The organism is Chryseolinea sp. T2 (genome assembly GCF_037203685.1).
Classification (GTDB): domain Bacteria; phylum Bacteroidota; class Bacteroidia; order Cytophagales; family Cyclobacteriaceae; genus Chryseolinea.
The window spans coordinates 182,972-198,956 of the sequence record NZ_JBBCAU010000010.1 but is presented as its reverse complement, the minus strand read 5'-3'; the positions used below and the strand labels follow the sequence as shown (position 1 = coordinate 198,956).

The 15,985-nt window shown below is 47.9% G+C and carries 7 protein-coding genes; 1 reads left to right on the top strand and 6 read right to left on the bottom strand.

Features of this window, described 5'->3' with window-relative positions:
* Positions 1-742: 742 nt before the first annotated feature.
* The 3 genes from WBG78_RS27130 to WBG78_RS27120 form a co-directional block, all read right to left on the bottom strand.
* Complete coding sequence (locus WBG78_RS27130) at positions 743-1,243, bottom strand: suppressor of fused domain protein (RefSeq protein ID WP_337329786.1); 501 nt, start codon at positions 1,241-1,243, stop codon at positions 743-745.
* A gap of 61 nt (positions 1,244-1,304) precedes the next feature.
* Positions 1,305-7,889 (bottom strand): Ig-like domain-containing protein, encoded by a 6,585-nt coding sequence (locus WBG78_RS27125; RefSeq protein WP_337329663.1) that lies wholly within the window; start codon positions 7,887-7,889, stop codon positions 1,305-1,307.
* A 31-nt stretch (positions 7,890-7,920) separates the two neighbouring features.
* A complete protein-coding gene (locus WBG78_RS27120) occupies positions 7,921-11,223 on the bottom strand; it encodes a DUF6443 domain-containing protein (RefSeq protein ID WP_337329662.1) in 3,303 nt (1,100 codons plus the stop codon).
* Between the two features lie 207 nt (positions 11,224-11,430).
* Between WBG78_RS27120 and WBG78_RS27115 the strand changes: the two genes are divergently transcribed.
* Positions 11,431-13,137, top strand: a complete 1,707-nt coding sequence (locus WBG78_RS27115; RefSeq protein WP_337329661.1) for a hypothetical protein — start codon at positions 11,431-11,433, stop codon at positions 13,135-13,137.
* A 125-nt stretch (positions 13,138-13,262) separates the two neighbouring features.
* Here WBG78_RS27115 and WBG78_RS27110 read toward each other — a convergent pair whose 3' ends face one another.
* The 3 genes from WBG78_RS27110 to WBG78_RS27100 form a co-directional block, all read right to left on the bottom strand.
* Positions 13,263-14,309, bottom strand: a complete 1,047-nt coding sequence (locus WBG78_RS27110; RefSeq protein WP_337329660.1) for a sulfite exporter TauE/SafE family protein — start codon at positions 14,307-14,309, stop codon at positions 13,263-13,265.
* 79 nt (positions 14,310-14,388) lie between these two features.
* Positions 14,389-15,186, bottom strand: a complete 798-nt coding sequence (locus tag WBG78_RS27105; protein WP_337329659.1) for a phosphatase PAP2 family protein — start codon at positions 15,184-15,186, stop codon at positions 14,389-14,391.
* A 41-nt stretch (positions 15,187-15,227) separates the two neighbouring features.
* Positions 15,228-15,677, bottom strand: coding sequence for a PepSY-like domain-containing protein (locus WBG78_RS27100; RefSeq protein WP_337329658.1), 450 nt, complete (start codon positions 15,675-15,677; stop codon positions 15,228-15,230).
* Positions 15,678-15,985: the final 308 nt, after the last annotated feature.

The window sequence follows — 15,985 nt, the reverse complement described above, 5'->3', positions numbered from 1 at the left end:
AGATTCGCAATAAAGCGTTAACTGAACGCCTGGGTTTTCACTTCTTGCCCCTCAGTAACTGTCCGCCAAAGTAGGTCAGTTCGAAAGTATAATTACGTTCAGAATCGAGAGGTGAAAATCGACGCGAGTAATGTTTTTTATCCAAGTTGTAAACGTCAATGACTAAGTATTCCTTTTGAAAGTAAGTGATGGGAATATCAACACATATTTCCTATTATATCATAATTCCTACCATTATAAATACGAGAGTCAAACTTTAAACGCAACCATTGGGTGTGGGTGTCAGTGAAGTCTAAACTGATAGTTGAATCCTTTGCTACAATTCGTCCTGGAAAATAGGTGCATTTAATTTCCTTCCCAGCCTGATCGATAATTGCCATGTCATAAATTAGCTCAACAATCAAACTCCCGTCTAAGGTTAATGTAACATTGAGCACTTTGGCACATTGTGCAAAAGCAACTGTCGAACAGCCAACGAGGAATAACACCAGTATATACCGACTCATTTTATTATCTTTCTCATTACATCCTCACTGAGTGTCAGCACACTCTTACCCAAATTAGAACCGTAGAACTCTGCTCTTGATTTACACACTCTTGCTGAAAATATCGCGTAACATCTCTAGCGTTCTTCAAAACTGATTTGTCCCTTTTGGATTGGCTCGTCGCAAGTAACAACCTAGACTCCGATTTACTTTCCCGGTCATCTAATGGTACCCACCAGTCTTAGCGCAGGTTCCCGTCAAACAACGCCGGGCCTATTTGCATCAAGATAGTTAAACTCACTTTCTTCAAACTTCTCTTCGAGACTTTCTATGCCAAACCCTTTCTTGAACTCCATTTCATCTTTGGTTATCGGAATCAACCAGTAAAACTTTACTCGTTTAAGCGAGTCCGAAAAAATCAGATCTTCCAAATTTGGACCATCCAAGTATGGAAGAGAAATCAGCCCATAATGGCATTTTGACTTTCCTTGCCATGGCCGTCCAAAATTAACGGTATGATATATGTCGAGCTGAGAATCGTTTTGATGATATGAAGCAACTACAGTCAACAATTCCACAATAGATTGATCTTGAATTGAGGAGAACATATGAACCTCAAGAGGTGTTATATCGCTGATTGAAGACATGCAACACGTTGCATATGTCCACATGTTTCGGTCAGACGTTGGGGGGAATTCTAACACACAAAAATCCAAACTAGTCTTACCAATAGGACCCTTGTACCAAAATCTGGTCATTCCCTTATTCTTCCAGCAGGTCTCATAGTGTTTTATAATCGCTTCGGAATATTCCATGTAATTATAATCCAAATTTTTTCTTCATTTCTTTTGAAAACTTCGCCTTTTCGCCTCCTTGAACATTTGAATCGTGTTTTTCTTGCAACTGCATACGGTTCCTATCGCTGGCACCGGCCTTTCGCTCTGCCGTCGTTTGAAGATAACCAGGTTTTTCACCTATTACTGGGTCTCCAAGATAAAATCGCTCGACAAGAGACGGATTGTGATCAACGACCTGATTAGGGCCGGCACCCAATGCTTTGCGATCGCTCCTAGTTGGCGTATTTGGATAGTGTTTCTTTCTATTGTAAGCAACTGTCGGTTTATTAAGATTATCGATTGATTTACTTGCCACCTCTGCAATGTCATCGGCGACTTTCGCTTCTGTCGCAATCCCATCCGTGAACACTGCCAATCCTACATCAAAAGCAAATTCTCCTGCGGCTACTGGATCGTTCGTTGCTGCCTCAGCATCACTTAATATTCCAGTAAATAAATTTTCTAGCGCTCCTAGTGGATCGTTTACAAGTCCATTTAAAGCCTGATCGATGCGACCGCTAGCACCCGGATCAAGAAAAAATTTTTGGAATCGGTTGCCGGCGTTTTCAAACCCATCAGAAAATTTTTCCAGATCTGACTTCGTCTTTGGATCACCCGGACCTTGCGGAATCATTCCGTCTGGATCCGTGAATCTTATTGGATCATCATATGCATATGCATAAGGTGAGTACCTACGCATTAAATCAGCCGCTGGATCGATAGATAAAAATCGTCCAATCGAAGCATCATACTGTCTCGCCTGATAATCGTACCAAGAGAGATTCAATTCATCTTGTAGTTCTTTTCCGTTATAGAGGTATTGATTTAGCGTTGAGTTTTCTCTTCGATGACTATTGAATGTAAGCCCAAAAGGATAATACTCCTCCAACTGTATTACTCCACCATGTTCATGCTTCACCTCATAATCATCAAACCCCACCTGCAGCTCATTTGGCTCCTCATTCGATACGTATACATACACATATCCATCCTGGCCAATCGTTTGTTCCACTAACAATTCATTAAAGCTTGGCGCGGACTTGTCAACCCCCTCCTGCCCATATCCAGCATCGAGTTGATCGAACGCAAATTCAATGAAATTATAATCTTTATCAAACACTAATATATTAAGAAAAGCCTTTGGCGCAGTAATGTCCTCGACAGGCCGCAGTCCGATAGCCACCTTACCTCCCACATCATTTAAGGCAGTAAATGCAGAGTGACCATCGATGCCGCCCACCGCGGTAACGCCAAACGCGTTCAGAAGCGCCGAAGCGAAGTACTGCAGATTCCCATCTGATGGAGCCGTGTCAATGTATTTTGCATACGCTCTTGCGGTGACCTTGTCGCCCATGTTAACAGCGAAGCTTTTAGCCAAACCGATCTGACTTCCATTGCCACCATTTAATACAAGCGCGCGGTTGTAAACGCTTCCTTCGTCGGTATGATCCAGCAGGTCGTTTATGGTAGAATTATAATTATTGAACGTGCTTTGCTCCTGTGCCCGCGTGGCGTCCTCCATGTTCGCGGTAAAGACATCGGTTGAGGTGTTTGATGTGAAGGTCACCCTCACATTGCCCAAGTGATCCTTCAGCATGTACTGATATTCGGGTGTGGTTTCATTCACCACGATCCTACCCTCTTCGTGATTGATGAATCGTAGTGTATCATTCTCATAGAAGTACTCCCCGACATAGTCCGATTTCTTTTGCAACTGATTGCTCGCATTGTAAACTTCCTGGCGCAGCTTTATGCCCGAGGCATCATAGTAGTACCTGATATACTCGCCGGTATTTTTCTGTACCCGTGACGGCAAGTTCAGATAGTTATAAGTGATCAGGCTGATCCCCTTGTTAAGATCTGAGGTCATGCTGCGATTGCCGTTATCATATAAATAGTCGGTTCCGGAAGTATTTCCGTCTTTGAAACCGTTGGGGTTCGAATTGCTGTCTGCGACGCTTATCAACTGGTTCCCCCTGTATTGATAACCAAGGAGATCGATCGCAGCTCCATTTTTCCCACTGCGCGAAAGATGCTTTATGTTGCCGTTCAAATCGTAATCAATGCCGTTCTCGTCATAGGAGGTCGACGCCGCCCATTGCGTAGTGCGCTCCTGATGATCCGCGTGGTGAAGTCGATTGAGTACATCATAGGTAAAAGCATAGCCGCGCTCTGATGCCTGGTAAACTTCAGATAAGGGATCAAAAACCTGAATGCCCAGATTGCTGCTGTATTTGATGGCGCTGATGTTGCCGTTGAACTGGTCGTCACCTCCGGTTAGGTTCAAAGCATCTTCGTAACCTAAGTTCATACCAAACAAATCCTTGGGACCACCATCAATGTCGCTCAGCTCGCTGTCGTTGATACGTGTAAGCCAGCCGCGAATGTTATATCGGTAATCGATCTTTTGTTTTACGTTGGCACCGTTGTCGGTGCTGTGCAGTCCCTTGGTGATTAACTGGCCCAGCTCGTTGTATTCGTTTTTAGCCAGCGTCACAAAATCGAGCTGGCTCGGTTGATCAACCACATTGGTCTTATGATCCGTTTGAAGCAGTCTGCCGACGTGGTCGTAGGACATCCGGCGTTCGGTTGCCGCGACAGGACCGGATGAGATGCTGTGATCACTCTTTGTGCGCAGCACTTTTCCGGTGAAGTCGTAGACGTTCGTCACCTTATTGATGCCGCCTTTGGCGTTGTCGCTAATGCTTTGAATGACGCGGTAGTGATCGTCGTAGTAGTTGATCGTCCAGTACCAGTCGTTGGTTTCGAGGTTCTTTATCCTTGCACCTGTCACCTGTCCTTTGACGCGGTTAAATTCAGCAGTCTCCTGAGCTTTACCGCCAGATGCTGATAACTGATTGTTGTCGTAGTTATACTTCGAATTGAAACCACTTTTAAAATTGTAGTCGTCGTAGTAGGTGGCTGTGAGATAGGAGTTCTCAACACTAACATCAGGGAAGGAATTATTTGAATAGCCATGAACCGTGCCGCCCGTGACTTCGAACCATTCATGAGGATTGCCGGGAGCGTCGGCTATGTCGTAGAATCCATCTACGGCTATCTGCATATCCTCAACATTTGCCGTGTTGGAATAAATACCTGTTAATATTGGCCTGTTCAAGGCATCGTATTTAGTGAAGGTCCACTCATGATCCTTTCGCTGCTCGCCGTCCTGCGTCAGGACGAGGCGGTCGCGGTCGTCGTAAACCATGTACACCCAGTCGGCACCAGGCACTTTCTTTTGAATCATGCGCTTCCTGCCATCGTATTTGTACTGGAAGGCAAAGAGGTTCACCAGGTCGCCAAGAGAAGTTACGGCAGTGCTCGCAACGGTAATGCTACTCACATCCGTAAAATTGCCGTCTACGCTCGTCGCCGTGATGGTAGCGGACCCCACTGCTACACCGGTAACAAGGCCTGTGCCGCTATTTACGGTTGCCACCGCCGTGTTTGAAGAGCTCCACGTAACGGTACGGTTAGTCGCATTCGCCGGAGAGAATGAAGACGTCAGTTGGAGCAGCTCGCCGACGGCGATAGAGGCCGATGCCGGAGTCACGTCGATGCCCGTGGCGGCAGCGTAAGGCGTGATGTCAGTCATGGTGATGTCGTCCAGCCATACGTCACTAAGCACTCCCATCGCAAGATAAAACCTCAGCTGGAACGCGTTCTCGGAACTGACATTGGTTTGGTTGCAGGTGTAGTCGATCGAGAACTGCTGAGTAGTTGGCGTAAGGCTAAAGGTTTCGAGTGCATAGGTGTAATCACTTGCACCGGCAATGGCGAGCCTCAGCTGCCGGTTCGACTCTGCTTTCGCCCCGAACGTAATACGATACGTTTTACCCAGTTCAATTTTCCTACCCAGGGTTTGCATCAGCTTCAGCTTAGGGGCGTCGTCTACTATATTGGTTACGTCGATCTTTAAAGCGTTGGTACCGGACATTGATGCATTGGTAACAACCGACATGGATGCCGTTGCAGGCGTCGTATTATCGACCAGTTGCCAGCTGGACGTGCCTGAATCAAATTCACCATTGACAATGAAATCAGGTCCGGCAGCCATTACATACACGGAGGATGACTTCGAAAAACCACCACTAACTGTGGTTGCCGTGACGCTCGTGAGGCCAGGAGCGACACCTGTAACCACACCGTTGGCATCGACCGTTGCCACTGCGGTACTCGCGCTCACCCAGTTTACATTCTGGTTGGTTGCGTTCGCGGGTAGAATAGTTTTCGACAGTTTTACCGTTTTACCTGCAGGCACGTTGATCGCCGAAGGACTTATCGACAAACCAGTAACGGCGATGGCCGGTACCGCTACCGTTACAGTAGTCGTTGCCTGCCGCGCATTGTTCTCGGTGAGGACGGTGATCGTAGATGTTCCCGGTGACACCGCAGTTACCAGGCCGGTATTACTCACCGTAGCTACGGCAGTATTACTTGATGACCAGGTCACTGTCTGGTTAGTCGCGTTGGAAGGTGATATTGTTTTAGTCAACTGACTAGTCGCACCAACGGCGAGATTGAGCGTAGTCGGGGAAACACTCACGGATGATACTTGTGTGATACCCGTAACATCAGTGATTGCTACCTTATCGAGCCAAACGTCGTTGAGCGTGCCGTTCGCCAAATAGAATTCAAGCAGGAACTCTGTTTCGCCGTTCACAGCAGTGTTGCTGACCGTGAAGGTGGCGGTCTTTTCCTGAGACGTGGTTGTGAGCGCAACGCTATTGTAGGAATAACTATTATTGGAGGGACTACCGACTATGTTCGCGCTAATGTTCCGGTTGGCCTGCGCCTTACCCAGGAACGAAAGCCGGTACGTCTTTCCTACCTCGAGCCTGAAGGGAATTCTGGCACGGATCATATATTTCCAATCCTCAACGGCAGTATTGATAATGTCAACATATAGGGCGTTCGCGCCAGACATTCCCGCATTTTGTACAACCGTTGCGGTATTCGCCGGCGTTCCTGCGAGGTCGACGATCGACCAATTGTTAAGGCCGTTGTCAAATTCGGGATTGAAGATGGCATTTGCACCGGGTCCAAGAACAGTAAAGGCGGTTGTCGCGCTGGCCCCTCCGGCCAGGCTTGCTGTGATCGTGGCGGTGCCTACGGCAATGCCACGTACCAGACCATTGGTATCCACGGTCGCAACCGCCGTGTTAGAGCTGCTCCAGCTTACTGTTTTCGGAACACCGTCGTTTGGGCTCACGTCAGCGATAATGCGTTTGGCCTGGCCGGCCGCTATCTGTGCGGTTTGATTATCAACGGCAATAGTGTAGGAAACTTCTCCTGTAGAAGCTCTTCTGATCTCAACACCTGATAAACCCAGCTCCCCTGTCCCGGCAATATTGATCGTACCGTCCGTCATGACCCGTCTGTATGGGCCCAACTTTGTCCATTCGCCGCCGTTGCCGCTAAGGGCGTTTGTTTTAACAGCAGTGCCCTCAACGGTAAGGCTATAAGAAATGGGCCAGTTGTCTTCCCATATGTAAATGTAGATGTCGTATACTCCGTTAGGAACGCCCGATATATTGGTTGTTGCATCGGCGTAGATTACCGAGCGAATCATGTTCGCCCGATTGGCATCGGTTGGGGGAATGAGCGTAATGCCCTGATTGGCATATTGGATCCCTGTAAAAGTAAAGTTGGGTGCTCCCGAACTTGCTTCCCATGAATTGCCATCGATCGTCTGCGCAACGCCGTTGATATCGATCGCACGGTAAAACGAGTTGGCTACGGTAAGATTAAAAACGTCGGTTACGTCGGTATCGCCGTCAGTTGCTTTCACGCTTACACTGATGGTACCCAGATTTCCACTTTGGGGAGTTGCTGTGAATTTTTTAGTTGACGGGTTAAAGGTCAGCCATGACGGCAATGGGTTGCCGTTCGATAATGTCGCCGATAGCGACAGCGTTGTGCCCGCATCGGGATCGGTGAAGGCATTTGATGCGATGGTATAATTGAACGTCTCTCCTACTATGGCTGTATGATCGGGAATGGCGTTGGACACCACCGGAGGTGCGCTCGTTGTATATACTTCTATGCCTGACACGTTGGCCGTTCCACCCGTAGTAGCGATGTTCAGCGTACCGTCTGTTACATTTCTGATGAACGGGCCAAGCTTTGCCCATGTTCCGGCAGTGCCGCTGTTGTAGTTGGTCACTGCGGCGGTGCCTTCAACATTGACAGAAAAGGTTTCTGCCCCATTATCCTCCCACACATAGATGAAAACCTTGTAATAGCCCGATGGCATGGCGCTCATGTTAGCTGTCACGTTGCCGTAGGCAGAGGAACGGATCATCGTGGCCCGGTTCGCGTCTGTGGCCGGGTTCAGGGTGACGGACTGATTGGCGAACGTCGCGCCGGCGAAGCTGAAGTTTGCAGCGCCCGTGCTGGAAACCCAGCTGTTGCCGTCGATCGTAAGCGCTGCACCGTTGATGTTAATGGCGCGGTAGAATGTTGTGGCCATCACCGGCGGAGTTTCAACCGCCCGCGCAGCTACGGCAAAGCCTGTCAAAAGAAACGCGATTATATATCGTTTAAGAGATGGGAATGTTTTCATATTCAAGGATCAGCGTAACGTTTGACAAGACTCAGTTTTGAAGTAGCTCCAGGTATTGCTTATAACCCTCGGGCTGGAGCACGAACACGAGATTGTCAAGGTCGTCGTATATGTAGTAGGTACATGCCCAGGAATCTTTGTTGTTCAATGGCGGATTTGCGCCGGCCACCGCCTGCACCTTCTTCAGAATCACCTGGCCCTGCTTGTTGGTGTATTCACGAACCGCGTGTCCCTCTTCGTCGATGGTGACTTTAATGCTCAGCTGGTTGCTGCTGTAGTAACCGCCAGCCTCCACGTAACCCGCAACGGGAACTGAAGCTGGTGCAGGCATACCCTGTGCGTCCAGCTTCCACACGATAATCCGTTCTCCTTCGGTCGCCGTCAGAGACGCATTGTGGATGTTTGTCAGATATTGATGTGACACCGGACGGTTGTTTTGAGCAGCCGACCACGATTCGCCTGGACCATAATCCTGAAGCGGACGATTCAGTGGTGAAGGTTCGAATACCGTTTCGCTGAAAGGACGCGTGTCGGCATCGATCGTGGGATCCAATGCTCCCGCATAAAAAGATGCCGCATCGCCTATGTACTGATGACTAGTGCCAATGATCGTTGTATTGGGCACGTAGACGCCATTGTTCTCTTTGGTGAATGGCAAATACTTTCGCACTTCCCGACCGAACTCATCGTATTCCACGGGAACAATTACATCTTTCTTCGTTGGCGAGCCCTGGATAGCGATAGTTTGCAATGGTCGTCCGAGTCCGTCGACGTACTGAATGTTCCGGTTAACGTCTTTTGTTGCATAGCTATCGAGTGCTTCTGCATCGATGCCTTCACGTTGTGCCGTATACGTGAGCACGTAGTTCAGACCAAGATTCGATGGAAGCGGAGTCGGTGGTTCATCCGTCTCTTCAAAGATCCGTTCGTAGGCGCCGAGGTCGAGGCTATTCGACCCGGCAAGAGTAGGATAATCTACGTAGCGCGGCAGACCGAAAAGATCTGTGGTTACAAATGAAGGAAGAGCAGCATGATTACCCTTGTCGATCGCGGGCGAAGTCACCTGCAGGCGGAGGTCGCCATAGTCGGGTACGAGATTGTTGTAATCCGCTATCCAGGTACCACCGGTGTTGTGATCGGCAGACACCCATAGCTTTTTATCGAATTCATCATAGAACGCAGAGGCCGCTGACACGTCCATGTACTGGGGATGCGTAGGACTTCCAATGTCGCGTGAGGTCAATGTCTCTTCTCCTGTCTCCGTGTTGATGGTGAGCAAAGCGCCATCTTCGCAGGCAACGTAGAGGAGATGTCGCTCGTCGTTCTTATCTATCGTATTGATAAGGTTATGTATCAGCTTCGAATTTGAAGCGTTGTAAACGCGGCTGGTGTTGTTGCTTCTGTTCCAAACGTAGAGTCCCGCGTGTGTGCCGATGTAAACCTTGTTTTCGGTGTTGTCAACATAAACGCCGGTAGCCAGGTTGGATGGAATTTGTGGATTGCCGGGCGCAACGGGGATACCTCCGTTGGTATTATAAAGGCCAGTAGCGTTGGTGGTACGGTTCCACCACCAGAGGCCATTGCCTGTTGACAGATAAAGCACGTTGGCCTGACCGTCGAGGAACAGTCTGAACCCACCCCAATAGCTGTCGTCATTCCAGTTGGCAACGCCGCCGGAAATCGCAACGGGCGAGCTACTCGCCGTAATCCAACGCTTGGCCTGGGTGGTGAGGTTCAATTCCAACAATCCATAGAAGGAGTTGTCGGTATTTGAAAAGACAGGCGTGTAGAGCAGGTTATTGGCGTCGTCGACAACGAGATCATTAGGTTTAAGGCTTGTACCGGCAGGCTCGCCAGTTGCCGGATTGTAAAGGGACATGGCACCCGTCTGCCTGTGAATGGAAAGTATTCCATTGTCGAGGATGGCCAGTTTTATTGTGTTGCTGGCGGCGTGATAGGACCGCTCGGGCCGCTGGGTGCGAGGCCATGAGTATTGTGTGTATAGGGTGCCCGTTGGTTTGTTGTCGACAAGGTTGTTATAGTCGAGTATCTGAACCGTGCTTCCGAGCATGTACGTCTTGTTGTAGGTGTGATCATGGAAAGCGACATACGGCCAGAGGCCCCACATTCTTGCGCCATTAAATTCGAGTTGGTTTTCGTATTTGGGATTGGTGAAGGCAACCGGAAGGATGCTGGTGCGTGGGTAGACGCCTACGATGGAAGGATCGCGTACGAATAAGGGGTCGCTGTCGATGTTGTTGTCGGCAGATGTACCGTAGCCACCCTGAACAATACTGTTTTTTATGGATAACGCGCCTGGCAAGTTTGGATCGTCTGGGCCCAACCATTCCGGATTCTCGATAGTTCCTTTAAAGTTTCTCCAGAAAATAGAATTTTCGACTTCTATCTTTCCACCATTCGCCAGAACAGTGCCTCGGTTACTTGTAATTGTACAGTTGATGAATTTTGCAAAGCCGAGGTTGAATAATACCGATCCTGCAATCTCCGTTGTGGTAGAATTGTAAACTGAATTACCGCTAAAGGTACAATTAATGAAAGTGCCCGAAAGTTCTTCGGAATTACCGTTGGTTGCCAGTGCACCACCAAATCCTTCGGCGGTGTTTCCGTTAAATTCGCAAGCGACAATTCGGGGTCCGACATCGCCGTTCTCAAGCCATAACATTGCACCAGCACCGACGATACTTCGATTATTTTCGAACAGGGTGTTGCTTACGGTTATTTGTGCACCGGGCGCTTTACAGAAAAAACCGCCTCCTCCGGACTCGTCACCGGAACTCGAACCATTCATCCAATTAGCATTGCCGTAGCTAATTACAAGCCCGTCGACAGTTAAGTCTGATGTTGCATTGTTATTATATAAAACATGATAACTGTTGTCGGAGTAGTCAAACTGCTTTCCCAGGTCCCCGCTGAGTACTGTTCTGTTCTTCCTCCAATCACGATCGTTCTTGCTTGTCTCTGTTCCGATAAAACCTCCGTAGAGCGACACATTAGGACCAATAATGAATGAGATCGTTCTATCAATACCTGCCGTCGGTTTATACTCACCCTGCGCCACCCAAACCTCTTTGGCGCCTGGCAGCGCAGCCGCTGCAGTAAGAGCGGTACGAAGTTCGGGATATGCATTTATCCACGTGCTGCCGTCTCCAGTACCCGTAGCGCCCTTCTTCACATAAATGATTGTCTGTGCGTTAGCAGCAATTACTGCCACACAAAGCAAGGCAGCAGTACAGAATACACGCAAACGCCTCGTGCTCAATTCACCCGAAATATTCAATGCTAACGGCCGGGCCAAACGCTGGAACCACTTCATAACAACTCAACTTGGTTAGAGGTTTACGAGCGGTTAGTCCACGGATATCAAAAAGGTCATCACTAAAAAAATATCCATTCAGCAATTCATCCGAATTATCTGAAAACAAATCCCAAAAAGGCTGATGACCTCAACGCTATTGTTGTACTAAGGAGTATGAGAAGAAGTGTATCCAATTAACATCGCGCTAATCGTTAGCATAAATTCATGAATCTCTTCAGAAAGCATTTGATCTGGACAATGTTGTTCGTGGGCTGTTATGTCACCGTACACGCCCAGATTGATTCGCTTTCTAAAACAGACAACAAATCGCAGGAGCCACCAAGCGACACGAACAAAGGCATTCTGCAAAAGACCCCGTCACCCGATACGATATTAACTCCAATTGATAAATTCCAGGATTCAACGAGGGCGCTGAAACAACGGGCATTGCAAAAGATCGATTCCGCGACCAACTTTCAGTTTGTTTCAGATTTTAAAGATTCCGTGGGCTATTATCAGCAGCGCATTGATTCGGTAAAGCAATGGATGTCGGGCGAAGTATCAGGCCTGCAAAAAGAATACGAAGAACAGGCAAACAGGGTCACGCAGATTCAGCAAAGACTTCAGACCAAAGTTGACAGCCTGAGTCGGATGGCACTAACTGACAACAAGCTGGCTGCCAGTCTTGACAGTGTCAATCAGAAGTTAGGGGACCTTCAGCAAGAATTTCAATCAAAACTGTCAGACACCAAAAGCAAAGCGGTGGAAAAACTGGGAGCAATAGAAGTTCCGCCGGAAATGCAACAACAGGTGAATGACCTTAAGTCATCCATTTCAAAACTTGTACCTGCGCAGGTAGCCGGAAAGTTGTCGTTCGATGTTCCGGGTCTTGATGTGCTGAGTAAGGGGATGCCTTCCCTTTCTAATCTCACGTCAGGCATAACTGATGTCGTTAAGGTTCCCAACGGTACGGCTATCACGGAGGGGGTTTCTATCCCCAACAATACTCTGCCAAATACGACCCTGCCTAACGCAAACATCGCTAAGTCTTCGACGAATTTGTCACTTCCCTCTGCCGACCCGGTTCCTCAGTTGAAGAAAGTTACCGGGGTTACCGGTCAGACAGAAAAAGTCACCGGTGAACTGAAAACAATCCAGGAGCAGCCCATCGACAAGCTCGCGGAGAGCAAAGTAACGAGTCTCAGCGAAGCGCAGGAAATTCAAAAGCGTGCAAAGCTCGAGGGCGTCGATGCACTGAAATCAGAAGAAGCACTCAAGGCCGAAATGAAACGTCAGGCACAAGCCGCTGCTGTCGATCACTTCAGTGGTAAGGAGGCGCAATTGAAAGCAGCCATGGAAAAGATCTCGAAGTACAAGCAGAAATATTCAGAGATGAAAAGCATGGCCGACCTTGCGAAAAAGCCTACAAATCCCTTGAAGGAAAATAAGTTCCATGAACGATTGCTTCCGGGCTTAGGCTTCCAGCTGCTCAAAAAGAGCGACGATATCCTCGTGGATTTCAATCCGTACGTTGGATATAAGTTTACCAGGAGGATTACTGCTGGCGCAGGATGGAACCAGCGCGTGGCCTATAACTGGGACAACAAGTCGTTCAGTCACAGCAGCCAGATCTATGGGCCGCGTGTATATGGAGAGTTTAATTTATCGAAAGGGTTTAGTCCGAGGCTGGAGGTTGAACTAATGAATACGCTTGTTCCGCCAGCAACCGTGAAGCAGGGTGATCCACATGGACGTCAGTGGGTACCGGGTGCATTTGCCGGGATGAAGAAACAATACAAGCTCTACAAGCAACTTCGCGGCACCGCGTCAGTAATGTTCAGGTTGTTTGATCCGAAGAGGCAGAGTCCTTATGGAGATGTGGTGAATGCGAGGTTTGGGTTTGAGTATGTGATTAAGAAGCGGAAGCGATAGGTGCGTTGATACCTCTTAGCTTTATAGTTTGCAAACGCTCTCCGAAGATGTTCATAAACTCGAGCGACTTATTCGGGTGCCACCAACTTTGTCTCGGCAATTGAAATGATACACCTAAGGCTAAGTTAACGGGTCGCCGGAAACTCGCATTTCTTTAAGAGTTTATTATCTGAAAAATAATAAGCTTCAAAACTGTGACCATTGAGACCATGAACTTCTTCCACTACAATGTTACTGGCGTTACCCTGATGTGCAAGAATAATTTTTTGCACTTCTTCCGGCACGTCGTTCATTGAAACAGTTTGTTCAAATTCAAGACCCTCATCAAACTGAAATTCAAAGGCAATGCCTGCATTCTGCCACTGGATTTTAGATTCAACCCCTAATGCAATTGGACTAAATGTAACACTTGCATTGTTCTGCTCCACCAGCACGTTCACGGACTGAAATGTCATTACCAGGCCGGAAATAACCATGGATACATATCCGGCAGTTCTGAACAGCGACTCACTGATCCGGCTCAAACCCCAGGTCATGAACCACGATGATGCAATACTCGCAATGGCTATTGCGAAACCAAACGCTGCCACTTTCAGGTTGAGCAGGCCGAACATCGTGTACAGCACAATCTTTATAATATGGAGAACGACTTCATTAGCAGCCCTTGTGGCAACAATTTGCTCTTTGGTCATCCCCCATCGAAGATAAAAGCGATTAAAAAGCAAGCCAACAGCGCCAGTGAGGCCGGACAAAAACCCTGCAAAGAATCCAACCAATAACAAAGATCTGTGTGGGGGGCGATCTTCTGCACTGGTATTCTTTTTTCGAAAAAGAAAGATCCAATTGCTTATTAAAAAAAGTCCCAATCCCAATTCAAGATAATGGGGATTAACAAAGCGTAACAACCATGCTCCCAGAAATACGGCGGGCACTGCTGCGGGAACAAACCAGCCAACTATCTTCCACTGTATATGGGTCTTAAATGCGACGATTCGTGATACCGAAGATGTCGCAGTTCCAATAGACAGGATTGCCGGGACCTGAACTACCGGTGCGACAAAACCGATGACCGGAATCAATAACAAGCCCGCGCCACCACCGCTTACAGCACTAAGCGAGAAGGCGACAAAGGCGGACAGAAAAAGCAAGGCGATCGATTCGATTGTTACCATCGTCAACCAATCGGTGCAGGCATACACTTCTTAAAAGCACAGTTCAGATTTGCTGCAGAAACTGTGTAAATGGCTGACTTCATTTGAACTGATGTATCATAGCAAGTGAATAACTCTGTCCATCATAGCCGGGAACAAACAGCGTCGTGCCATGTGGTTTGTCACGATTCCCCCACTTATACCTGTGCGTCAGATAAGCCATATTGGTTGAAAAGATTCCCACACCCGCTCCGACCAGGATGTCAGATGCCCAATGCCTGTTATTCAGTACACGCATGACTCCCACGCTTGTTGCTGCCGTGTACGCACCTATGGAATACCAAATGCTCCGATGGCCATACTCTTTCGCCATGAAAGTTGCCGCAGCAAAGGCCTGAGCGGTGTGCCCCGAAGGCATTGAAGTAGGTTTACCGGTGTCGGGTCTCGGTACAGCAGTGATTTGCTTTAAGGAGTACGTCAAAACTCCCACAAGTATTTCAGACTTAAGAAGCAATACTGTGCGGTTGACAAAATCGTTCCTGCCTTTTACGCCCGCCAGGTTCAAACCATACACTGCTACAATCGGTGCGTATTGAAGGTAGTCATCGACATGACATCTGAAATGTGGCATGCGCTCGTCACGCTCCTCCTTCACTTCATACTTGTTCAGCCATTCGTTATCTGTCGTTGCGTACAGCCCTGCCGATACCAATAACAACGGTGGCACTATTGCACGCGAAAGCTCAGTTGAAAAGTAAGCTTTGGAATTAATTCCAACGGTATCGACCAATAACTGAGGTATCGTATTTGCAAATGACCTGGAGGCAAGAGGTTGACCGACGAGGGCGAATCCGGGTATTGACGTCAATAAAAGAACAAGGACATGTCGCAAGGCCATGAAAGAAAAGGTTTAGATCAAGCGGCAATACGCTACCAGGATCAATTATGATCCTCTTTAGATTCCTTCGACAACAATTTTCCAGCGGAATCAAATATCAGGTCGAACGTGTCCTCTCCTTTCTCAACCTCAGCCTCATATGTTATAGCATTGTCAGCAGCAACTATCTTTGCCGCCTCTTCTAATTTATAGTCTTTGTAGTCTGTCTTTAAAACCTCTAAAATTGAAGCAGGAAGTTCAGATTTTTCAATCTCCGTTTCTGTTTCAACTATTTTGCCGGAGGTGTCTATTACCAGAGAAATCTCCTTACCATTCTGCTTGTAGCTAGCTTCATAGCCAGCGGACTCCTTACTCCACACCACACCTTTGCCATTGTACGATTTTACAAGGGTAGACTTGACGTTTTGAGGAACCTCGCTGGCCGCTATTTTCTGAGCGACCAACCATTGACTGGAAAACAATAATGCGAGAACGACCAGGAATTGTTTCATATGATGCTTGTTTAATGTTATAAACAAACTAACGAAACGATTCTGGAGCGACTCTGGATTCTACCGGCGTAGTCATGAATGACGAGCTCGCTATCCGTCGCGATTCAACGGGCCACGTGTTTCACATTTAGTCTCAAATTCTGGAGACATTCTGAATTAATCACTCACATGGCGACTCACAACTGCAATGAAGTTGTAAATATTAACACAATGGTAATTGCGCCCACCTTTGTGGTGGCGTTTCCACGAATTCAATACGAGAATTTAGTAGATTAAGATCACTGTATTCAAGTCAGACAAATCGCGGG